This is a genomic window from Geobacter sp., assembly GCA_009684525.1.
Lineage (GTDB): Bacteria > Desulfobacterota > Desulfuromonadia > Geobacterales > DSM-12255 > Geoanaerobacter.
On sequence record WKKR01000001.1, the window covers coordinates 253,873 to 277,405 of the forward strand.

The 23,533-nt window shown below is 62.7% G+C and carries 10 protein-coding genes and 1 tRNA gene; 4 read left to right on the forward strand and 7 right to left on the reverse strand.

Annotation, left to right across the window (positions count from 1 at the left end):
* Window positions 1–12 precede the first annotated feature (12 nt).
* From GJT30_01210 to GJT30_01225, 4 genes are all read left to right on the forward strand, one after another.
* A complete protein-coding gene (locus GJT30_01210) occupies window positions 13–2,418 on the forward strand; it encodes a phenylalanine--tRNA ligase subunit beta (GenBank protein ID MSM38229.1) in 2,406 nt (801 codons plus the stop codon).
* Between the two features lie 92 nt (window positions 2,419–2,510).
* Window positions 2,511–2,786, forward strand: a complete 276-nt coding sequence (locus GJT30_01215) for an integration host factor subunit alpha (protein ID MSM38230.1) — start codon at window positions 2,511–2,513, stop codon at window positions 2,784–2,786.
* Between the two features lie 20 nt (window positions 2,787–2,806).
* Window positions 2,807–3,160 (forward strand): MerR family transcriptional regulator, encoded by a 354-nt coding sequence (locus GJT30_01220; GenBank protein ID MSM38231.1) that lies wholly within the window; start codon window positions 2,807–2,809, stop codon window positions 3,158–3,160.
* A 16-nt stretch (window positions 3,161–3,176) separates the two neighbouring features.
* Window positions 3,177–3,253: transfer RNA gene (locus GJT30_01225), tRNA-Pro, on the forward strand.
* 1,114 nt (window positions 3,254–4,367) lie between these two features.
* Here the strand turns inward: GJT30_01225 and GJT30_01230 are convergent.
* From GJT30_01230 to GJT30_01260, 7 genes are all read right to left on the reverse strand, one after another.
* The gene (locus GJT30_01230) at window positions 4,368–5,387 is read right to left on the reverse strand and encodes an NAD-dependent epimerase/dehydratase family protein (GenBank protein MSM38232.1); all 1,020 of its coding nucleotides are present in this window, start codon (window positions 5,385–5,387) and stop codon (window positions 4,368–4,370) included.
* Window positions 5,384–7,021 carry an AMP-binding protein gene (locus tag GJT30_01235; GenBank protein MSM38233.1) on the reverse strand — a complete coding sequence of 546 codons (1,638 nt, stop codon included), beginning with the start codon at window positions 7,019–7,021 and terminating at the stop codon, window positions 5,384–5,386. Before GJT30_01235 ends, GJT30_01230 begins: the two co-directional genes overlap by 4 nt.
* Window positions 7,018–7,809, reverse strand: a complete 792-nt coding sequence (locus GJT30_01240; protein MSM38234.1) for an alpha/beta fold hydrolase — start codon at window positions 7,807–7,809, stop codon at window positions 7,018–7,020. Before GJT30_01240 ends, GJT30_01235 begins: the two co-directional genes overlap by 4 nt.
* A gap of 101 nt (window positions 7,810–7,910) precedes the next feature.
* Window positions 7,911–8,954 (reverse strand): 3-oxoacyl-ACP synthase III, encoded by a 1,044-nt coding sequence (locus GJT30_01245; GenBank protein ID MSM38235.1) that lies wholly within the window; start codon window positions 8,952–8,954, stop codon window positions 7,911–7,913.
* 7 nt (window positions 8,955–8,961) lie between these two features.
* Window positions 8,962–15,867: an acyltransferase domain-containing protein gene (locus tag GJT30_01250; GenBank protein MSM38236.1), complete on the reverse strand. Its 6,906-nt coding sequence runs from the start codon at window positions 15,865–15,867 to the stop codon at window positions 8,962–8,964.
* Between the two features lie 2 nt (window positions 15,868–15,869).
* Window positions 15,870–21,785: an SDR family NAD(P)-dependent oxidoreductase gene (locus GJT30_01255; GenBank protein MSM38237.1), complete on the reverse strand. Its 5,916-nt coding sequence runs from the start codon at window positions 21,783–21,785 to the stop codon at window positions 15,870–15,872.
* The gene (locus GJT30_01260; GenBank protein MSM38238.1) at window positions 21,782–23,377 is read right to left on the reverse strand and encodes a PfaD family polyunsaturated fatty acid/polyketide biosynthesis protein; all 1,596 of its coding nucleotides are present in this window, start codon (window positions 23,375–23,377) and stop codon (window positions 21,782–21,784) included. Before GJT30_01260 ends, GJT30_01255 begins: the two co-directional genes overlap by 4 nt.
* Window positions 23,378–23,533 lie beyond the last annotated feature (156 nt).

Here is a 23,533-nt window from a genome sequence, read left to right on the forward strand (position 1 = left end):
AAGTGTACGGACATGATCGTTAGTTATAACTGGTTGAAGGAATTCGTCGATGTCGATCTTTCTCCTTCCGAGCTGTCCGATATGCTCACCATGCTCGGACTTGAGGTCGAGCGGGTCGAGCAGCGACTGGCGGAATTCGATAGTGTAGTGGTTGCAGTGGTCCAGGAGAAGATGCAGCATCCGAATGCGGACAAGCTCTCCCTCTGCAAGGTGAACAATGGCAGGGATATCCTGGATGTCGTCTGCGGAGCCCAGAATTTCAAGCAGGGGGACAAGGTCGCCCTTGCCCAGATCGGCACCGTGCTTCCCGGTGACTTCAAGATCAAGCGCTCGAAGATCCGGGGGGCCGAATCGTACGGCATGCTCTGCTCGGAAAAGGAGCTCGGACTGGCCGACGAGTCTGCCGGTATCATGGTGCTCCCCGGCGATGCGCCATTGGGGGTCCCTCTCTTTGATGCGCTGGGAATGAAGGATGTCATCTTAGAGATAGGACTGACCCCGAACCGTGCAGACTGTCTGAGTGTGGTGGGCATTGCGCGGGAGATTGCGGCGAAACTGGGGAAGCGGATCCACTATCCACCTCTGGATCTGCACGAATCTGCCGAACCGGCCACAGACTTTGCCTCGGTCATCATCGAGGATCCTGAGCTCTGCCCCCGGTATGCTGCCCGCTACATTGCCGGCTGCACCATCGCCCCGTCCCCGGCATGGCTCGTTGAGCGGCTGAAGGCGGTTGGCATGCGCTCCATCAACAACGTGGTCGACGTCACCAACTATGTCCTGATGGAGCTTGGGCATCCGCTCCATGCCTTTGATCATGACCGTCTGGCAGAGGGCAGGATAGTCGTACGCAAGGCTGCGGACGGGGAGAAGTTCACGACCCTTGACGACCAGGAACGGCTTCTTGCAGCCGATGACCTGACCATCTGCGACGGTCAGCGTGCCGTTGCCCTGGCCGGCATCATGGGTGGGCAGAACTCGGAGATTGCCCCGAACACCACCAACATCCTGCTTGAGAGCGCCTATTTCAATCCGTCAGCGATCCGCCGGACCAGCAAGAGGCTGGGTATCCATTCGGAGTCATCCCACCGCTTCGAGCGGGGGGCGGACATCGACGCAGTTCCCAAGGCGCTTGATCGTGCAGCCTCCCTCATCGCACAGCTTGCCGGCGGGCGGATAGCCCGTGGTTCCATCGACATCTATCCGACCCCGGTTTCCCCCCGCACCATACAGCTGCGCGAAGAGCGGGTCGAACAGATCCTCGGCGTGGCAGTTTCTTCCGGGCAGATCTCCTCGATCCTCACCGGGCTCGATTGTAGCGTCGAGGCCGCAGAGACGGGAATTCTCCGGGTCACGGTTCCCACCTACCGGGTTGACCTGGAGCGGGAGATCGATCTGGTCGAGGAAGTAGCGCGCATGGTCGGTTACGACAATATTCCGGTAACCATGCCGATGGCACGGGTCTTTTCTGATCGTCCCCTGCCGCACCAGAAGCTGGAGCGTTCGATACGGGACCTGATGGTGAGCCTCGGCTTCAATGAGGTGATCAATTTCAGCTTCAGTTCAGCTGCAGCCAACGAACAGATGCTCCTCCCCGGCGACGACCACCGGTTCAGGCAGGTCAAATTGCTCAACCCCCTGGTGGAAGAGCACGCGGCCATGCGCACCTCGCTTCTTCCCGGCCTCCTGGAAACATCTGCCCGTAACATGAGCTACAAGCTCTTCAATCAACGGATCTTTGAACTGCGCCGGGTCTATCTGGTCAAACCCGACAGGGAGTCGCCGGAAGAGCCGCTTCTCCTTGGCGGGCTGATGTCTGGCCTCAGGGCGAGTGAAGGGTGGAATCAGGACAAGAGTTCCCTCGATTTCTACGATACAAAAGGGGTCGTGGAAAGCATGTTCGAATCCCTGCGGCTCGACAGGGTCACTTTCGAGGTTAAGGATCTGGAACCCTTTTATCATCCCGGCAAGGCATGCACGCTCTATTGTGCCGGGGAGCGAATCGGCAGCCTCGGTGAACTCCACCCCATGGTCTTGTCGCAGTTCGGCCTGGAAAAGCAGGCGTATTACTTCGAACTCGACCTGGAACGGCTGCTTCATCGGCTTCGTGACCACCATGCCGTTGTGGCGCCGTCACGCTATCCTGACACCTCCCGCGACATCGCCATGCTCCTTGCCGACGACGTTCCGGCGATTGCCGTCCTGGACTGCATCTATGGCATGAAAGCCAAGGAAATCGAAAACGTTTCCATATTCGATGTCTACACCGGCGAGCATGTTCCGGAAGGGCAGAAGAGCATAGCCGTTCGCATTCGTTACCGTCTTTCCGATCGCACCCTGACCGATGATGAGGTGACGAGAATTCATCAACGGGTTATTTCTACACTGGTAAATGGACTTATGGCGGTGATACGGTAAAAAGGGGTTGATAATATTTTTCCCATGTGCTATAAACCTTCCCGCGTCAGTCACGGAACATCCCTAACATATTCAATACTTTTGAGGTAGTCATGACCAAAGCTGACATTGTCGAAAAGATCTATGAGAAGGTGGGTTTTTCCAAGAAGGAATCCGCCGAACTGGTTGAAATGGTTTTCGACATAATCAAAGGGACTCTGGAAGATGGCGATAAGATCAAGATTGCCGGCTTCGGCAATTTTGTGGTGAAGAGCAAGGCCGACCGTCGCGGCAGAAACCCGCAGACCGGCGAAGAAATCACCATCACGGCACGGAAGATTCTTACCTTTAAACCGAGCCAGGTTCTGAAGTCTTCTCTGAATAATTGAAATGCAGTGCGGTAGAGGGCATGGTCAGTCATCAGCCCGACAAACTGTACTACAAGATCGGCGAGGTATCTCGTCTCCTTGGATTGAAACCTTCGGTACTCAGGTTTTGGGAGCAGGAGTTTCCCCAGTTAAAACCAAGGAAAAGCTCGACAGGACAGCGCCTGTATGCCAAGAGAGAGCTGGATCTGCTGCAACAGCTCAAGGGACTGGTCTACGGTGACAAGCTGACCCTGGAGGGTGCGCGAAAGGTCATTGCGCAGCCACAGCAGAAGACGGTTGCAGAAGATACCCAACAGGTCCATATTCAGGACATCAAAAAGATCCTGATTGCAGTAAAAGAAGAGTTATACCGTTTAAGAAGAGAGATGGACTGATGTTACAGGCGATTTGCGGTGCGTAGCGCAGCCTGGTAGCGCACCAGACTGGGGGTCTGGTGGTCGCTGGTTCGAATCCAGTCGCACCGACCATTATTACACAACAGCCACTTACGAAAGTAAGTGGCTGTTGTGCTTTGTGCCTGTCATCAACGGTACTGCTCAGTGAACTCTTCTCTCCTTACCCTTGAAATCTCCGCCTGACCCTCGTAACCGATCCTTCGCTGTTATTCTCACCCATCCACTCGCTCTCCAGAAGGCATGAATCCTTCGCGTCTGAATCAATCTTTCCAGGTCCTCGGCTGTCACTGTCCCAGAGGTACTGTCGGCAAAAATAACCGGGATTTTCACTGGATCACCTCGCTTTCGTTGGGTTTGATAGTTTCTGTTTTCATGAAAAGCATATGACGTGCCATGGGTGTATAAATTTAGTACACATTTGCATTTGAACTTTTCCCTTTCTCAAGAAGTGGATATCCCAAAGGTTATTCTCAACACCACTGCCAGCTACGGCCACTGTCCATTCCACTGTGTGAAGGCTGGCCCTGACGTGTGATTTCGCTCACCGTTTTTTGCGGCATGGATTGCGATTTCAAGGAATGCCCCGGTCATTTCGAGATACTTCCGTGATGGATATATTACAGTAGAGTGCCGGATTAAGAGTCGCATCTGCCAACCTTTTGCCACCTGTACTTGCAGGCGCGAGCCAACAGGCATAATCTTCGGCATACCTGCAATATACGGAACCGTCAACAATGTGACGCAGGTGTGATTTGTAACATGGTGTATTGTCACGAGTTATGAACTTTACGATAAATGGAAAATGCAGTTAATTAATAATAGGTTCCGTCTTTGGGTCAACAACATCAACAGGGATCTGTTGATAACTTATGGATAATTTTGTTGACGGTCGGCCTAAGTTTATTCGTTACAGGGGGTTTAGCGAATTGCCCAAAAAATAGACGGGCTAGTGACAAAAAAATGACTTGTCTGAATAGCTTAACATAATGATATAACTGCAAAAATTATTTCAGGGCGGCATTTAGACCGATGTTGAAATCCGGCTATTTCACCGCTAAAATGTTGTCTCGCGAGTACCGGTTGCTTACTGCAAGAAAATTCAGCAGACAGGATGATTGCCAAGAGAAAAGGAGACAGCTCTGCTCACGCAGGGAATGGGGTGTGGCGGGGATCTTTCGTTGCTTGTCTAGCGCTGATCTGCAGTTGGACCGGCCTTGGTTGAGGCTATGAACCAGGTACGCAGCCGTTCGAGCCCTTCGCTGATGGAGACCGTAGGCTGATAGCCCAGATCCCGCCTGGCAGCCTCAATGGAAAACCAGTGCGCCGTGGAAAGCTCATTGGCCACGAAATGTGTCATGGGGGGCTCCCCCTTGAGCCGCAGCAGCGGCCAGAGGGTTTCGCAGATGGTACCGGCCAGCAGGGCCATGCGGGGTGAGATGCTCCGCTTGACCGGTGGCATCCCGGCCGAGGCTAGGATGCCGTTCACCATGTCCCAGAGCGGAAGCGGCTCGCCGTTGCTGATGAAATAGACTCTGCCGGCGACCGCGCTTCCGGGTGAAAGCCGCTCGGCCGCTGCCAGATGCGCCTCTGCGGCGTTGTCGACATAGACGGTGTCCACCAGGCAGGGTCGGTTGCCGATCCGGCGGAGCCTTCCCGCTTTTGCCCTGGCAATGATGCGCGGCACCAGGTGATTGTCTCCCGGACCCCAGATGAGATGGGGACGGAGTGCGACTGTTGCCAGCTCGGGAGAGTTGGCGGCAATCACCATCTGCTCGGCCATGGCCTTGGTCTGCGGGTAGTGGGCCTCATAACGCTGTGGGAAAGGGAGGGATTCATCCCCACTTTCGATATCGCTGCCGTCGAAGACCACACTCGGCGAACTGGTATGGACCAGTCTGGAGATGCCGCTTAAGCGGCAGGCATCGATGACGTTCGCCGTGCCGATGACGTTTGCCCGGTGGAAATCGGCGTATGCCCCCCAGACACCGGCCTTGGCGGCAACGTGGTACACGATGTCGCAGCCCTGTGCCGCCCGGATCACCGCCTCCCGGTCACCGAGGTCACCCTGCACCTGCTCTGCGCCAAGGAGCGACAAGGCCGGGTATGTGCTGCGGGAAAAGCTGCGGACCGGGATGCCCCGCTCACGCAGCATCCTGACGATCACGCCGCCGAGAAAGCCGCCTCCTCCGGTTACCAGCGCCTTCAAGGTAGCTTCCCTGCTGCCCAGACAGCCAGTTTCTCGCGGAAAATCTTGGCGTTGTGGCGGATATCCACCGGGAAGGAGGGGTGGAAGAGGATGGTCGTGATCTCCTGGGTATGGATATGTGCCCGGGCGATCTCCAGCAGTTCCCGGTGCAACAGCTCCCGGTCGACCCTGGCCCCTTTTTCCAGTTCCACACAGAGGACCGGTTTCTGACTACCTTTTTCGCCGATACCGACAAGGGCAGTGCGGTAAACATGTGGATGGGTATTGAAGACCGCTTCGCACGGGATGGTAAAGAGCGGGCCCGAGGGGGTCTCCACCCGGTGCGATTTCCTGCCGCAGAACCAGATCCTGCCATCTTCGTCCATCCCCCCCAGGTCCCCCATGCGGTGGAAGAAGCCTTTGCCGACCGGGTCGGCTATCTTTGCCAGCTGGTTGGCCTCCGGGCGGTTGTGATACCCGCGTGTGACCTGTTCCCCTTGCACGACGATCTCGCCGATCTGCCCCGGCGGAACCCTGAGAGAGTCGTCCCAGCTGGGGATCGGTTCATCGCTGATCCTGATTATCTCCAGCCTGATGCCCTGGACCGGTCTGCCGATACAGACGCCGCCGCCTGCCTCGGTGATCCGGCGCGTTTCACCGAGGATTTCGCGGCTGCCGATGGAACAGACCGGCAGCGCCTCGGTGGCGCCGTAGGGGGTGAAGATCTCCGCGTCTGGATTGAGCATGCGGGAGAAGCGCTCCATGACAGCTGCCGATACCGGTGCGCCAGCGGATATGACCCGCCGCAGGGTGGGGAGTTTGATCCCCTTCCTGGCACCATAGCTGCCGACGCGGTTGATGAGGGCCGGCGAACCGAACATGGTGGTGACGCCGTAACGCTCGATGGCAGACAGGATTTTTCGGGGATCGACCGAGCCGGGACGGGTGAAATCCATCTCCGGGATGACAGCGGTCATGCCGAGGGCCGGTGCGAAAAGCGCAAAGAGGGGGAAGGTGGGGAGATCGATCTCTCCCGGCTCGATGCCGTACACCTGGCGGAGCGCCGCTACCTGGGCGGCAAAGTTGCCGTGGCTGTAAACCGCCCCCTTTGGCGGGCCGGTGCTGCCGCTGGTAAAGAGGATAGCCGCCACGTCGTCCCGCTGGGTGGGCGCCAGGCGAAACGGGAGTTCTTCCTTCCCCGCGATGAGGGCGTCCAGGGTGGTCCCTTGCCAGAAGAGCCGTCGTCCCACGGTGATGAAGGTGCGCAGCGTCTCTTTACCCCAGCCGAACAGGAGGCGGGCGACCTGTGCGGCGGGGATGCCGATGAAGGCATGGGGTTCGGCCTCGGCAAGGCATTGCCGCAGGTTTTTCATCCCCAGCCCCGGATCGACGAGGACCGGCACAGCGCCGACCTTGAACAGGGCAAAGGTCAGGGCGAACAGCTCCGGACCGGGCTTGACCATCAGGACAGTACGCACGCCGCGGCCGATGCCGCAGGATACGAGCCCGTGGGCGACCCGGTTGCTCAGGCTGTCCAGTTCGCGAAAGGTGAGGCGCCGGTTTCCGGAAGGGAAGATGATGGCCGGCGTATCGGGCTGCCGGGCCGCCATCTCCGGGAGGTGGGCGGCGATGTTTACCAGATCTTTCCGGATCATCCCTGTTGCTCTGTCGTGTCGAGGAAAGAGCTGACGAGCGGGATGACCTCGTCCGCTGCATCTTCCAGGATGTAATGCCCGCAATCGGCGAAGCGATGGACCCGTGCCGCCGGAAAGCGCCGCTCCCATTCCGCGAGGAAGTGCCGGTCGAAGACAAAGTCCCGCTCCCCCCAGATGATCTGTATCGGGAGCGTCGCAAACCGGGAGAGCCCCGCTTCGGTGCTGCTGACCAGGTCGTAGCCACGGTCGCCGGGAGAGAGGGGAATGTCCTGGACAAAGCGGAGGGTGGCGATCCGATGCTGCCAAGAATCGTAGGGGAGCTGGTAGAGGCTGCGCAAGGCCGGCGACATGGGGTTGCGCTTGCACCCCACAACCGAGGCCGCACGGCTGAAGGCGTTCCCACCCCTGACCAGGAGCGCACCCAGGACGGTGTCGCGACAGATCCGCAGGGCCAGCGGGAAGCGCTTCGTCTGCGGCAGGTGAAAGGCGGCAGTATTCAGGATGACCAGGCGTCTGATCCGCTCCGGGTGGCGGACGGCATAGGTCATGCCGATCATGCCGCCCCAGTCGTGGAGCACCAGGGTCAAGGGCTCTTTGATGTCCAGGTGGTCTAGAAGCCGCTCCAGATCTGCCACCCGGCGGGACAGGCTGTAGTCGTAACGATCGTCGCCCGGCTTGTCGGAAAAGCCGCAGCCGATATGATCCGGCACGATGCAGTGGTAGCGGTCCTTCAGCGCGCTGACGAGACGCCGGTAGTAGAATGACCAGGAGGGGTTGCCGTGGACCATCACCACCGGCGGACCGGACCCTTCGTCCAGGTAGTGGTAACGGAGGCCGTCCAGATCGAGGAAATGGCTGGTAAACGGATATTCGCGCTGCAGGTCGGGGTTCACCACTGGACTCCCAGCATCAGGCAATTAAGGCCGCTGCCGATCCCGAGGAAACCGACCCGGTCGCCGGGGCTGAGCATCTCCCGTTCGGCTGCCAGGGCCGCGGTCAACGGCAGGGAAACGGTCCCCATGTTGCCGAGAAACTCAAAGGTGGTGAAATCTTTCTCCGGTGCAATGCCGAGCGTCTTGAGAATTGCGCTCTGGTGCGCCGAGCCGACCTGGTGGCAGATGACGCGGTCCACCTGCTCCGGGCGCCAGCCGATCTCCGGGAGGAAGGAGGCCCAGGTCCGTCTGCCGAGTTCTATCCCGTAATTCATCACGTTGACCGCATCGGTGCTCATGGTCTGGGTGAAGCTGCCGCTGCCATCCGGAGATATCCCCCAGAGGCAGAGGCCGTGATGTTCGGGTGCGGCCTGGGTGACGCCGCCGAGCAGGCGGTGGTTGCCGGAAGGCGAAAAGGAGCCGTCCGTGACCAGCACGGCCACGGCCCCTGACCCGCCGGTGAGCGTGGCGAGGGAGGAGGCGAACCGCTCCATGTTCCGGTCGGCCAGCATCCGGTCGATCATGATGTCGTTGATCTCCCGGGCGCTCTCGCAGGAGACCACCAGCCCGGCCTTGATCTGACCCAGTTCGATCCGGTTCGCCACTTCCAGGATGCCGTTTAAGACCCCCAGGCAGGCATTGGAGATGTCGAAGATCGCGGCGTTGCCGCCGATGCCGAGGCCGGCAGCCACCCGGCAAGCTGTTGCCGGCTCGAACTGCTCGCGGCAGACCCCGGCATAGATGAGCATGCCGACATCGCCGGGGGATACGCCGGCAGCATCCAGCGCCTTGTTGCCGGCGGCAATGGCACCCTTGGAGAGGGGATAGCCCGGCTCCCACCAGCGTCGTTCGCGGATACCGGTCAGTGCCTGGAGCTGTCCCGGCACAAAGCGAAGATCCCGATAGAGCGGTTCCAGGCGTGCTTCCAGTTCCGTAGAGGTGACGACCACCGGCGCCAGTTCATACCCCAGCGCTGCTATGAAGGCCCTTGCATACTTCATTCGTTAGCTACTCCATCCGTAGAGAAAAATCGTTCATCTGGTAAATCGGCCGGCCATCCACGGCGAGGAAGCCATCTGCGGTCAAAAGCCGTTGCTGGTCGTCGATGGCAGTCACCCATGCCTCGACCGTCACCAGGCTGTTGGTCGGTACGATCTGGCCCCGGTAGAGCCAGCGATGCCTGGACCCGAGTGCAACGGCGACAGATGCATCTGCTGCAGGCAGCCCCCAGCGCTCGATTGCAACGAACCTGAGGAGCTGTAAAAATGATTCGAGGCCGAGGGAGCCGGGGGTGACCGGGTCCTGATAGAAGTGGGCCTTGAAGAACCATTCGTCTGGGTCGACGACCTTGCTGCCGCGGATATAGCCGAGCTGCGCCGGCCCGCCGTCAGGGAGGAAGAGGTCGATCCGGTCGATCATCCGGAGTTGCTGTCCGGGAAACGGCGCCTGTTCCGGGTAGGGGAGGCTCCGGCCCCTGACCGTCTCTTCCGGCGTCGGGACAAAGGGGGTGGCATCGCGGATGCCCACCTGGTTCGACAGCGCCTCCCTGGAGAAGAAACCGAACATGGTCTCCCCCGTGTAGATCGGCCCTTCGTGGCCGCTGACGGCGAAGTCGTATTCCTGGATGATCATGCCGCCGCTGATGGAAACCTTTTTCAGCGTGGCTGCGGCGGTCAGGGTACCGCTTTCCGGCGTCACCGGTCGATGCTGGACAGCATTGCCCCCCAGATTGCGGAACGAGAGATCGATGGGGCTGGTGAGCGCCGAGCCGACATAGGCTGCCAGCCAGCCGCACGGCTGGAGTGCAGCCTCCAGAAGGACTGCGAACGGCATCAGCGGCTGGCGGTCGGCAGCGAAATACCAGGCATCACCGGGGATATCGTACTGGGCCTCTGCCATGGCGCCGGGTACCATCCGCCACGGCTCTCCATGCAGGGCGGTGATCCGGTCCATGAACTGGAACGGCGGCCCCGGCAGGCGGGCAATCTTCCGTTCGTTGTCGAAAACGCGATACTGTTCGCCAAACCCTTCCGAGGGGTTACCGTTACTGTAGGCAAGGATATGCTCCTTGGTGTAGAGGGCGGCCTTCTGCGTGGTTGCGGGGATGGCCAGGTTATCCCCGCTCCAGAGCGCAACGAGCTGTTCCCGTGTCGTGCCGGTCAGTCGGACCGACATGGATGTGATCTCCACGACGGGCCGGCCATCTGCGTACATCAGGGCATCCACCACGGCATAGGGTTCGGGCCGGTAGCCCAGCTCGCGAATGGTCACCTCGTAGGCGGCAATGCGGGTCGTTTCCAGCACCTGGCCACGGCAGCGAAGCTGGCTCGCCACACCCGGTACCGGCTCCCAGGCAGCACCCCCTGTTTCGGCTATCCAGCCCATGCGGAGGAGGAAGATCCGCAGGGTGTGGAGGCAGCATTCATACATCAGGGTGCCGGGCATGACCCGGTCGTCGACGAAATGACAGGTAAGGAACCAGTCGTCCGGCCGGATGTCCGCTTCGGCACGGATCGAGCCGAGCCCGTACCGGCCGCCGGTCGGGTCGATCTCCATGACCCGGTGCACCAAGCGCATCCTGTCCCCCGGAATGGTCAGGGGGCGGGAGAGAGGGAGCCCTGCAAAGTGGCTGCCGAAGCATGCTGCCAGGTCGCCGTCTCTTAAGGCATCGAGCTGGGTCGCATCGTAGCGTTCCTTCGCCATCGGTACCAGTTCCTGCCAGTCCGGAGGACGGATGCCGGTGCGGGGACGGAGGTCGAGGGCCGGCCGGACGATACCCTTGCCGGCGGCGAGCTCCTCGTCGGTAAAGAATCCGGCGCAGCCGTCGCGCATGGTCAGGAGCGGCTCGCCGTTCACCGTTGCATCGAAGAGGAAGCGGAAGAGCCAGGTGTCCCCCTGCCGGAAGAAGCGCTCGATGCGGATATCGTAGTGGATGGTCTCGCACGGACCGGGGAGACTGCGATGAAAGGTGACCACTGCATCGAGAAGCCGGTAGACCGCGAGCCCCCTGGTAATGAAATCGATCCCCAGGTAGCCGGAGAGGAAGAGATCGGCCTGTCCCGCTTCGACGGCGATACAGGTGGGGATACGCCCGCCGTCCAGGTACCAGGCGCTCGCAAGGATGTCGTGCTCGGTAACCACCCTGCCGTGGGTCATGGACCGGGGTTCGCCTTCGACGGTGACGATCCTGTCCACGAGCATCAGCGGCTCGTCCGGCAGCCTGACCCTGGTGGGGAAGCTGTCTGCCTCGGCAAAGGCCGGTCCGAGCATGGCAGCAACCGAACCCCGGGCGAATTCCAGGCAGAGCCCCCTGGAAAAGGCGACCGGCGTCTGCTCGGGCTCTGTTGCCACGGCAGTTCCGGCAGGTTTTTTACCCGGAACGACCAGGCGGTGCTCAGGGGGGATCTCCTCGCCCAGTGCCTCCTGAATCGAGAGCTGGAGCGCCAGGGTATCGGCCATGGTGCGCGAAAGACCGTCGCTCATCCGGAGGAATGCCTCGTGGGCCTTTATCTGTGCTTCTTGGGCTGAGGCGAAATCGCGAATCAGTTGCGCCAGCGAGTCGTCTGCAGGCGCGGCCGCGGCAACAGCAGGGGCAGCCGGGGAGGTTGCGGCAGGGGGAGGCGCAGGAGTGACGGCCGGTTCAGCTGCGATGACCGGTTTCATGGGCTCCTTGGCCCGAGGCCTGACCTTTGGCAGGGGAGGGGCAAACGGGGCCCCGCCCAGGGTAACGGCAATGCGCGAGCCACGGGGAGACGATGCCAGCCGTAGCGGCGGCGTGGCAAAGAGGGGCGCCAGGTCAACCGTGACATTCTCGGCAACGAGATTGGCGAGCAGGCGGAGCATGGCGGAAACCGCGTCCTGACCGGGCAGGCAGGCGGACCGGGCAAGATGGGGACGACCGGCAAGGATCCGGCCGATCATCCTGCTGCAAGAGGCGCCGGGACCCATCTCCAGAAAGAGCCGGGTGCCGTTTTCATAGGCCGATTCGATGGTTGCCGGATAGTCGATCCCTCCGACGGCCTGGGCCAGGATGGAATCGGCTGCACTCTCCCGGTCAACCTGGTAGGGCCCGGACTTGGCGCCGCTGTAGAAGGTTATGCCAGGTGGGGGTGTGGTCGGGAAGAGGTGGAGGCTGCGATACGGCTCTGCCACTTCGCGAGCCACCTCGCAGTGGACCGTGGTCACGCCGTAGAGCGGGAAAAAGCGGCAGCCGAGCATGGCGACCAGTCTCCTGACCCCCTTTGCATCGCCGCCGACAACGCATTCATCGGGGGTGTTGACGATCAGCAGGTAGACCCGCGGCGTCGTGCGGAGCGCCTGACGGACCTCGCGAGCAGTGGCATCCACGACGCCGATGCTCCAGGCGACCTCCTGCCCCGCCTTGAGACCCCAGACGCGCCGCGCTGCGCGGCATTCCCCTGCCAGGTCCCTGGTGAAAAGGGTCGATGCCTGCATGCGCGCCAGCATTTCGTCCCGGTCGCGCCAGGCCCGCAGGGCAAAGAGCCCTGCCGATTCGCCCAGGCTGTAGCCGATGACCGTCTGGGGGTGCACGCCGAAACTCCGGACCAGGTCGCTCACCAGGCAGCCGGTGGCTACCTGGCCGAAGATCACGGCCCGATGGTCGTTATCCAGCTCTTCGGGTGGGGCGCCGTTCCAGGTAAACTCCGGGAGAAACTGCTCCCTCAGGTGCCGGTTTTCCCGATCCTGGCGCCTGAGGACGTCGGGCCAGCGGGCGGAAAGCTCCATCCCCATGCCGGGAAAGTGGTTGCCCGAGCCGGGAAAGACAAAGGCCGTGCCCCCATCGCCGCCGAGCGGAGCAGTTGTGAAAAAGAGGCGGTCCCGCAGCGCCGGGTGCGGGGGGACCGTTTCCCCGGAGGAGCGAAGCGCCGTGGTGCCCTGGTCGATGAGCGCGGCAAGCTCTTCCCGGTTTCTGGCCACCATGCTCAGGGTGCAGGGGTTACGGAGGTCTGTCTCGTGCTGGAACCATTCCCGCGCCAGCCCCGAAAGATTATTATCTTTATATTTAGAGAGGTTATTGCGTAGTTGCTTTAGTTTTGCTTGAAGTTCTGCGTTGTTCGCGGCGGTTACGGCAAAGAGCGATTCGCTCACGGTTTCCACTGGGAGCAGTCGTTCCGGCTCGAACCGCGAAGATAACTTCTCCCATCCCTCAAGCACGATGTGCTGGCAGTTTCCGTCGATGCTGAAAACACTCACGCCGCATCTCCGGGGACCTTCGGCCCGGTTGCGGAGCCAGTAGCGAGGGGTGCGGGGGAGGTAGAACGCGGGGTTGGCCGTGAGTTCGGTCCTGGGGGTCTCGCCGTAGCGACTGGGAGGGATGATCTCCTGGTAGAGCGCGAGGCAGGCGCGAACGAAGGAGGCAAAACCGCTTGCCGCACCGGTGTGGCCGATATCCGCGGTCACCCCGGAGATCGAACAGGAGCGGGGGAGCCGCTGTTCGTCGGTGAAAAAGGCCGCCAGCGCCAGGGCTTCCATCCTGTCTTCCGGGGGGTGACTGCTGGCATGGGCTTCAAGGTGGCTGACGGTTGAAGGGGCAACCGTAGCTTCACGATAGGCCCGTTCGAGCGCCATCCGGTAGGGCTCCTGGCCCGAGGCCAGATGGGGGCCGCTACCGGAGCCGATGCCGCGGATAACCGCGTAGATACGGTCGCCATCGCGCTCGGCATCGTCGAGACGCTTCAGGATGACCGCAGCCGCACCTTCGCCGGTTATGCCGCCGTCGGCCTTTTCGTCGAACGGCTGGGGCTGACCGGACGGGGAGAGGGGGCGGAGGGCATGGTGGCTGAGAACCGCCCGCACGTCGCCGGCCAGGTCCACAGCTCCCACTAGCGCCCGGTCGATTTCATGTGTCTGCAGGAGCCGCACTGCTGTTTCCAGCGCCCTGGTGCCGGAACATTCCTCGCTGGAGAGGGTAAAGCTCGGGCCGCCGAATCTGAATTCCCTGGCGATCCTGCTCGCCACGATGCTGCCGAGCGCTCCCATGGTACGGTTGGCCGTGAGCGGCGGCGTTGCGGCATCCCGCAACTCGTTCGTCCAGGCCGAAAGCTCATCGGGCGCAAGGTCGAATCCCAGGGAATGTGCCCACGACGGGGCCTGTTCCGCCAGGGACCAGCGAAAACTGAAGTTGGTGCTGTTCAGGTCCAGGGTGGTGCCGACGAATACCCCGGCTCCCAGGTTGTCATCCCGGGTCAGTCCGGCATCCGCCATGGCGCCTGCAGCGGCCTGCAGCATGAGGAGCTGCTGGGGGAGCATCTCTTCCAGCTCCTTCGGCGGAATCCGGAACTGTTCGGCGGAGAGTGTCATCTCCTCCAGGTAATGGCCGGAAAAAGGGGTTGCCGCAGAACCTTCGTCCTTGAACCAGCGGCTCTCCGACACCCCCCACCAGTTACGCGGCGCGGTCGGCTGACGGTTCGGATCGCCTCCCAGCACCCGGTCCTGGAAGGTGCGGAGCAACTGCCAGGGGCCGTAGCGGGCATCTATGCCGACAACCGCCACCAGAGACGCTGCAGCGGGCTTTGATGATTGTCGCGGCCGGCTTGCCGTGTCCGGTGCGGGGAGCCATTCCTCCACCAGGAGATGGGCGTTGATGCCGCCGAAACCGAAGGCGCTGACCGCGGCCCGACGCGGCATGTCGTCGGTGCGGCGCTGCCATTCGGTTGCGCCGGTGAGAACGCGGAAGGGGCTCGCGTTCAGCTCCATGCCGGGTTGCGGCGCATTGAAATTGGCGGTGGGAGGGAGGGTTTCCTCGCGTATAGCCAAAAGGACCTTGATGAGGGCGGCAGCGCCGGCAGCGGTCAGGAGATGGCCGATATTGGACTTGACCGAGCCGATGACACAGGGGTCAGCGGCCGGTCGCGCCTCGCCCCAGAGTTCGCAAAGGCTGACGACCTCGGTGGCATCCCCCACCGGCGTTCCCGTGGCATGGCACTCGATCAGGTCGACGTCATCCGGTTGCCATCCGGCCCTGCTGTAGGCGGAACGCATGGCACGGAGCTGCCCTTCCGACATGGGGGCCAAAAGGCTGCCGCCGACGTCGTTTGCCAGGCCGACCGCACGGATGATGCCGTAGATCCGGTCGCCATGGGCAAGGGCATCTTCGGTTCGTTTCAACAGGAACAGCCCGGCCCCTTCGCCAACCACCAGCCCGTCGCCAGCGGCATCGAAAGGGGAGCAGATGCCCCGTTTGGAGAGGGCGCGGAGCTGCGAGAAGCCCATCTGCGTATAGAGGGGGTCGGGGCGGGAGACGCCGCCGGTGAGCATGGCATCGGCACGGCCCGTCAACAGTTCATTGATGGCCAGATTGATGGCGTAAAGGGACGAGGCACAGGCTGCATCGAGGGTGAAACTGCCGCCGCCGAGGCCGAGGGACTGGGCAAGTATCCCTGCCGGCAGGCCGGCAACGTAGCGGTTGAACGGGTTGGCCGGTTCCGGCTGATCGGTTCTGCCGAGCAGTTTTTCCGCAAAGGTCCTGCCGAGGAGGTTGCGGGCATACCGGGAAATCTTCTCGCTCGGGAGCACGAGGTTGCCGACGATGACGCCGATCCGGCTCCGGTCCAGTGGCGTGGTGACACCGTCGTTGAAGGCCTGCTGACCGGCATGGAGCAGAAGATGAACGAGCGGGTCGAGGTCGTTGAGCAGTGCGGGATCGAGCCTGGCGGCAAGGTCCGTCGCAAGCGCGGGGATGGCATCGATGAGGCAACAGCGCCGAGAATAGGCCTTGTCCGCCTTGCCGACTTCCGGATGGAACGCGGTGTCGGGCGAGATCGGCCAGCGCTTTGGGGCAACGTCCCGCGCCGCACTTCTGCCGTGGCGGATGTTGTCCCAGAATGCTGCAAGATCAGGGGCGTCGGGGAAGATACCGCCGATCCCGACAATGGCCACTGAGGGGGCGGACATGCTCAGGCTGCCCCCAGCTGGTGGAGTTGGTTGCGCTGGAAGGCGCGCTCAAGGGACGGGTCGACGATGCATTCGTAGTCTTCCAGACGTGCCACCAGTTTGCCGGAATGGCGGTCGAGGAATTCCATGTCCGCGGTTGCGCCGTGCTCGCGCTCTCCGGTCACCCGGATCACCACCTGCACCCCTTCGTGGGGGAAGGCGTCGTGAAACTGGCGATAGCGGCCGGCAAAGCAGGGGAGGGAACCGGCGCCGAAGCGTTCGAAGGTCCAGAGGATCATGAGCTGGAACGCGCTGTCGATGCTCAAGGGGTCGGTAAGCCAGTTGCTTCTGAGCGGCTTCTTGATCCAGTTGCCCGGTGCCGGCGCACCCTTGACCACTGCGGCGATCCCCTTGTCCGAGCATCCTTCGACCCGCTCGATGCCGTGCAGGTCCGGACCGTGAAACAGCCGTTCGCGGTTGTAGATCGACCCATTGTGCGGCACGAACGGTGTGGTGGGGAGCTCGGTTATGGAGCGGATCCCTTCGGGCAGCCTGGTCGTCAGGACGATGTCGGCCTTGGCGTGGAGGATGGCGCGTCCGTCGCTGCCGTTGCTTTGCAGCTCGACCGGCACCAGGAAGAACGATTCGCGCTTTTCCGCCTTGCCTGCCATGACCTGCAGGGTGCAGGGGGTTTCCTGCTCGAAGACGACCCCCTTGCAGATGCGCAGATCGTTGAAGCCGTGGAAATGGAGGCCGGGATTGCCGTGCAGTGCGCCGTGGGCCAGCCATTCGATGATCATGGCCATGGGGAGGACCGCTTTGCCGTCCAGCACGTGGGAACGGAGGAACGGATACTCGTCGATGGACATGGTCCGCTCGAAGGTCGCGGTGAGCGGCCTGGACTGGGCAGCCGACGTGGCAGTGCGTGCCGTTTCCGGTGTCTCGGCCAGTGCGACGATTTCCACCGGCGCGTCAGCGTCGGCAAGTTCACCGACGAGGAAGGCGCCACCCTCGGCAAGCCCGATGAGGCCGATCCCTTCGCCGGCAAAGACCTTTTTCAGCGAGGGGGTGACCATGCCGCCGTCCCACGGTCCCCAGTTGATGCTGACGACCCGGCAGGCAGGGCGGTGGCGCGCCTCTTCCTGGGCAAGTTTGTTGAGGACCTCGTTTGCAACGGCGTAGTCAACCTGGCCGGTGCGACCGAACCGTCCGGTGGTGGAGGAGAAGAGGGCCAGGACCCGGAGCTGGTCGCCGGCCGCTGCGAGCAGGGATCGGAGGCCGGACACCTTTGTGGCGTAGACCTGGCGGAACTGCTCGCGGGTCTTGTCTACGATCAGACGGTCGGCAAGGACCCCGGCACCGTGGACGATCCCCTTGAGCGGCCCGTGCTGCTGCTGCAATTCGGTGAGCAGCGCCTTGACCTCTGCGCCATTGCGGATATCCACCGGCCGGTAGATCGCCTTTCCCCCGACCGCGGCGATCCTGTCGAGGGTGGTGCGGAGTTCCCGTCCGGCAATGACCTGCTGGTAGCGCTCCTCGATCTCCTTGGGATGAAGCTTTTTATTGGCATGGTCGAGCAGGGCTCGTTTGATGCGGGACTCGTCCGTGGTGCGGGCGAGCCAATCCGGCTCGGGCTCGGGTCCCTTGCTTCTTCCGAGCAGGACGAGAAAAGGCCGGCAGGCCCCGGCAAGGGCAAGGGCCGCCGCTGCCGTGACCCCGCGGCCGCCACCGGTTATCACCACCAGATCTCCTTCTGCAAGCGGGAGGGCATCCGTGGGTGGCGGGGAGAGATCGAGCAGCCTGAGGCCGATCCGTCCCGACTGGCTGAGGCCGATCTCGCTGCTGCCGGGCCTGAAGAGCTCTGCGGCAAGATCGCGGCACATGGCTGCCGGGTCGGCGAACGAGCCGAGATCGACGGTTTTGGTGACCACTTCGGGCCACTCGTGCCCGGCTGTCTTTGAGAGACCGGCCAGCCCGCCGGAGAGGGGATCGGCAATGAAGGTGCCCATGTCGCAGCCAAAGCTCCCGTCCAGGCGCGATACCGTGGCCAGGAGTGCTCCGCCTGCCTCTGCGGCGCGTCGCAGCGATGGCCCCGCGCTTTTCATGAGCATGAAGGCATGCTCCAGGAACTGGTCATCGGTGCCGCCAAGGGGGGCAGTGATCACCAGGCCCGCAAGCATCTCCGGGGGGCGGACCATTGCTTGGGGGCGAACCATGCGGATCGTCAGCCCACGCTCCTGCAGGACCGTGTAGAGCTCGGCCGTAAAGGGGGAGCCGTCGTCGGTGATCCAGAATTCGGCATTAGCCAGCGGAATGGCCTCGCTGATGCCCTCTTCCGGCAGCGGGACAGGGACGACACCGCTGCGTCGGATTGCTGGCGCGGCGGCCAGGGCAGGGGAGACTGCAACGGGGGCACTGACCGGCGCCGCGACTGCGGCGGCAACGGTAGTGGCACTGTTGCTGCCGAGGAATGCGGCGATCTCGCCCAGGGTCTGCAGGGTTCCCAGGTGCTCCGGCCCGATGACCGGTGCAGTGGGGAGTCGCTCCTGGATGGCGGAGAGGATCTCCACCCGCTTGATGGAATCGATCCCCAGGTCGGCGTCGAGCCCCATCTCCAGCTCCAGCATCTCCTGGGGATAGCCGGTCTTCTCGCTGATAACGGCGAGCAGGGTCTCAACGATCCGGTTGCCGGCATCGACAGCCGCAACCGGAGGCTGCGGTTGCGGTGCAGGCGCTGGTGCCGATGCTGCTATGGCCGGGGCAGCCACCGGGGGCGCAGGTGCAGGGGTGACCGGCGCGATAGGTGCCGCGGGCTGGCTGAACCGGACAGCACCGCCGCCATGGACGATACGCTGCTGCTCCAGGAGGGTCTGGATGGTGCGGCTGGCAGTCTCCTGCCCCTCCAGGAACCGGCGGTGGAGCTGGGCGGTTTCTTCCTGCATCTTTTGCAGAACGGCAACGCTTTCCCTTGTTATGCGCAGCGATTCCGCAAGGGTTTCGCGCGAGGCGGAAGGAACGATTGGCGGCTGGGCGATGGCGGCCGCCCGGGCAGCCGGTTGCGTCAAGACCGGTGCCGCTGCAGCGGCCTTTGGCGCAACAGGCGGACGCTTTTCCTTGGGCTTCACATAGTTGGCCCCGCAGATCGGGACGGTGAGGGGGGGCTTTTTGCCGGCAGCCGGTGCAGGCGGCCGATACCCCGCATCCCAGGAGGTCAGGCTGACGTCGTGTCCGAGCACCGCCAGCTGGGCCAGAGCCCGGGCCAGGTCGGCAACGCCGTCACGCTTGCCGGACGATGCATCGATGGCAAGGGCAAGGTGGTCGCGGTCGCCGAGGATCGCCTTCACCAACCCGGTCAGGCGCGCTCCCGGCCCGACCTCCAGAAAGGTGCGAATCCCGGCGGCATAGAGCGCCTCGATCTCGGCGACGAATTCCACCGGCATGGCGAGCTGTTCTGCCAGGAGCTCCCTGGCAGCGTCCGGATCAGCCGGATAGGGGGCAGCGGTGCTGTTGGCATAGACGGGCAGCCGGGCCTCGTGCAGTTCGATCTCTGTCAGGGCGGCCAGAAAGGGCGTGGCTGCGTCGGCGACCAGCGGGCTGTGGAAGGCGGCGGCAACCGGCAGGCGCTTGCAGGCGAGCTTTCGCGCGGCAAAGACAGTTGCTGCACGCTCGATTTCACTGCTGCTCCCGGACAGGACGGCCTGGGCCGGGGCATTGCGATTGGCGATCACCAGGTCGAGCCGTTCTTCAGCCAGGATCTGCTCGACCAGCGCCAGCGGGGCCGGGACGGCCAGCATGCTCCCCTTGTCGCCACCACCTGCGGCCATGAGCTGGCCGCGCAGGCGGGAAAGCGCATGGAAGGCGGATTCGTCGAGCCTGCCCGAAGCGCAGAGGGCGGTCAGTTCACCATAGCTATGGCCTGCCACGGCATCGGGCCGGATGCCAAAGGTCTCCAGCAGGCGGAGCGCACCGAGGCTGACGGCGCCGATGGCGGGCTGGGCGCTGTCGGTGGCGCGCAACGCCTCTTCCTGACGTTCCCGCATGGCAGTGTCGAATGCCGTGGTGGGGTAGATCAGGTCGGAGAGCCTGGTGCCGTCCGGGGCCGCGTAATCTGCATCGGCTGCGGCGATGGCGGTGAATACCTCGGGGAAGCAGCAGGCGAGGTCGCGCAGCATGCCGGTGTATTGGGCTCCCTGGCCGGGAAAGAGCATGCCGAGGCTGTTCGACGTGCTGCCAGAGGCAAAATAGGCGCCATCGGGTGTCTGCCATGGACCGTCCGGGTTTTTCCGCAGCATGGCCAGGGCATTGGCGGAGAGCGACTGCAGGTTGGTCCTTTTGCGTTCCACCACCAGCGCCAGGCGGCAGCGGGCGCCGGGGATGGCTGCTGTTCGGCTCGCTGCGGCCCTGGCACGGAGTTCGGACCATGCCATGTCGGCTGACAGCGTGGCGAGGGCCGCTTCCAGCTCCTGGGCCGAGTCGCCGGTAAACAGCATGATCTGGGTGTCGCCGTCCCAGTCCGCCTCTTCCTTGTTTGGCCGGTATTCTTCGAGAACCGTATGGAAGTTCGAGCCGCCAAAGCCGAAGGCGCTGACCGCGGCGCGGCGGGGGGCGCCGGAAGAGAGCCAGGGGCGCTTTTCGGTCGGCAGATAGAAGGGGGTCTTGCCTGATGTTACCTCGTCCAGCGGTTTTTCCACCTTGATGGTGGGGGGGATGATCTTGTGGTGCAGGGCCAGAGCCGCCTTGATCAGCCCGGCTGCGCCTGCGGCCGCCTTGGTATGGCCGATCTGCGACTTGACCGAACCGAGGGCGCACCAGGGACGGTCTGCTTCTCCGTAGACCTCGCGCAGTGCCGAAACCTCGACCGCGTCGCCGACCCGGGTGCCGGTGCCGTGCGCCTCGATGAGTCCTATGCTCTCCGGGGTGACTCCTGACTCGCGGTAGGCGTTCAGCAAGGCCTTTTTCTGGCCGCCGGCACTGGGGGCATAGATCGCATCGCCCTTGCCGTCGCTCGATGAACCTACGCCGCGGATCACGGCGTAGATCCTGTCGTTGTCCCGTTCTGCGTCGGCCAGCCGCTTTATCACCACGATCCCCAGCCCTTCGCCGAGAATGGTCCCGTCTGCCGCTGCATCGAAGGGCCTGGCATTCCCGCTGGGGGAGAGGGCGGGGGTCTTGCTGAAGCACATGTACATGAATATGTCGTTGAAGGTGTCTATGCCGCCGGTGACCACCATGTCGGACTTGCCCGAGGCGAGTTCCATGCTGGCCAGGTGAAGGGCGCTGAAAGAGCTGGCGCAGGCTGCGTCGACAACGCAGTTGGTGCCTCCCAGGTCGTACTGCTTGCTGATCCGCCCTGCCACCACGTTGCCGAGCAGGCCGGGGAAGGAGTTTTCCTGCCAGGGGACATAGGCATCGCCGATGCGCTGCACCACATCTTCTGCCACGCTATCGTCTACCCCTGCTTCCTTGAGGGCCGCACGCCAGATCGGATGCCCGAGACGGGCGCCGAGCGGGATAACCAGCTCCAGTGAACCGGTGACGCCGAGGATGACGCTGACCCTGTTCCGGTCATACTGCCGGTCAGCGCCATAGCCGGCATCCTTCAATGCCTGGCCGGCGGCAACGAGACCGAGCAGCTGGGAGGTATCGATCGCCTCCAAGGTATTGGGGGGGATATTGAATTCCATGGGGTTGAACGGATACGGGGAGAGGAAACCGCCCCGCTGGCCGTAGGTGTGGTCGGGGGTTTTCTGATTCGAGTTGAAATAATCCTCCACGCGCCAATGCGTAGGGGGGATGTCGGTGATGGCATCCAGACCGTCGCGGATGTTAGCCCAGTAGGCTGCGGAGTTGTCAGCCTGCGGAAACAGGCAGCCGATGCCGATTATGGCCAAGGGCGCTTCGCCGAAACGGTGTGCCGGGGTAGTCTTGTCTGTATTCACCTAACATACTCCTTGATCTGTGCGTCGGTCAGCGGTTCCTGCCGCAGAACGTCGTCGGGGAGGTTTACTCCCTGGCAGCGCAGGAAGTTGGCGCGGGTGATGATCGTAGCGCCGAACAAGATGTTGCGGGCGACGGTGACGACCCGCCGCTTCTGCGGGTCTGCCAGAAATGAATCGGCTACCCACTCGTTGAAGGCGCCCATGGCCGGTCCGCACCATATCTGGTAATCGATGGCGCGGGCCGGATCGCCATCCTGCGCCCAGTGTGCCGCCTGTCCCAGGTACCAGCGAAAGACCAGGGCCATCCGGTGTTTCGGGTCGCGATCACCCCGCTCGACCTGCCGCGGGTCGCGGTGCAGGAAATAGCTGCGGGTCTGTTGCCAGATCTCTTCCAGTGACGCCTTGAAGAACGTCTTTTCCAGCTTGTCCCGCTCGGCAGGGGCGATGTCGTCCAGGCTGGCGCAGGAACGGTAGATCTCGTACAGCCTTGCCGCCCGCATGGGGAACATGGTCCCCCGCTTGAGCACCTGCACCGTTACACCCATCTCGAACATGTCGGCTGCCGGTGCCATGGTGACGTCTGCCTGGCGTGTAGCGGCGAGCATCTCACGCACGGCATCTGAGGTCCCCGATTCGACGCATGCCTGGTGCACCGAGCCGGTCATGATGTAGGCAGCACCCATGGCAAATGCGGCTGCAGCGGCAGCGGGGGTGCCGATGCCGCCACCAAGGCCGACACGGAGTCTCGTGTCGTTCCCGTAGCGGGGCTGCATCCGTACGCTCAGGGCCTGGATGGTCGGAAACAGGGCAAGCGCGGGGCGATTGTCGGTATGCCCGCCGGAATCGGCCTCAGCGGTGATATCCTGTGCCATGGGGATCGAGGCTGCCATTTCGGCCTGTTCCGGCGTTATGGCACCCTGGGCAAGCAGCTCACGGAGCAGCTTCTCCGGCGGCGGGGAGAAAAACTTCTCGGCCAGTTCTTCCCGCGAGACCTTGGCGATGATCCGGTTCGGCGCCACGATGCGGCCGTCATGGCTGCGATGGATGCCGTGAAGACGATAGCGGACCAGGGGCAGGGAGAGTGCGAGGAATGCGGACGCCTCCACCAGGCGAACCTTTTTCCTGATGAACAATTCAGCCAGAGCCTGTTCCAGGTCGGGTTCGTGGGGGGAATGGATGAGATTGATCCCGAAAGGGAAGTCCCCAGCAGCGAGTCGGTCTATGGCCGCCTCGACGGTTGCCAGCGGGAGGCCGGCCGCACCGAAAAAGCCGAGCATCCCGGCCTTGCCCAACTCCTCGACCATGGCGACGGAGCTGATCCCCTTGGCCATGGAGCCACCTGCATAGGGGAATCGGATGCCATGCTCGGCACAGAATGAGGGATCGCCCAGATCCTCCATCCTGCAGGGCGGAACAAATGCTTTTACGGTTATGGAATCGTCCGCAGGTGACTCATACCCCATGACAAGCGCATCTGTCGTTATCGGGTCGCCATCTACCGGGTTTGCGTGCAGATAGAGGCCCTGATGCACGTGGCGGAGCAATTCCCTGATGCTTCTCTGTTCCGGAGAAAGCGCCGGGGAATAGCAGATGCGGTGACCAGTGTCGTTCCCGGAGGTTTGGACGCTAGCGTCATCTCGCTGCGGAGTGTTTTTCAAACAGGAATCTCCCTGAGTCGTTACGTTGTTGCAGCAGGTCGAACATGCGTCAGTGAGCCGGCTGGGTCTGTTCACATATACGCGCCCATT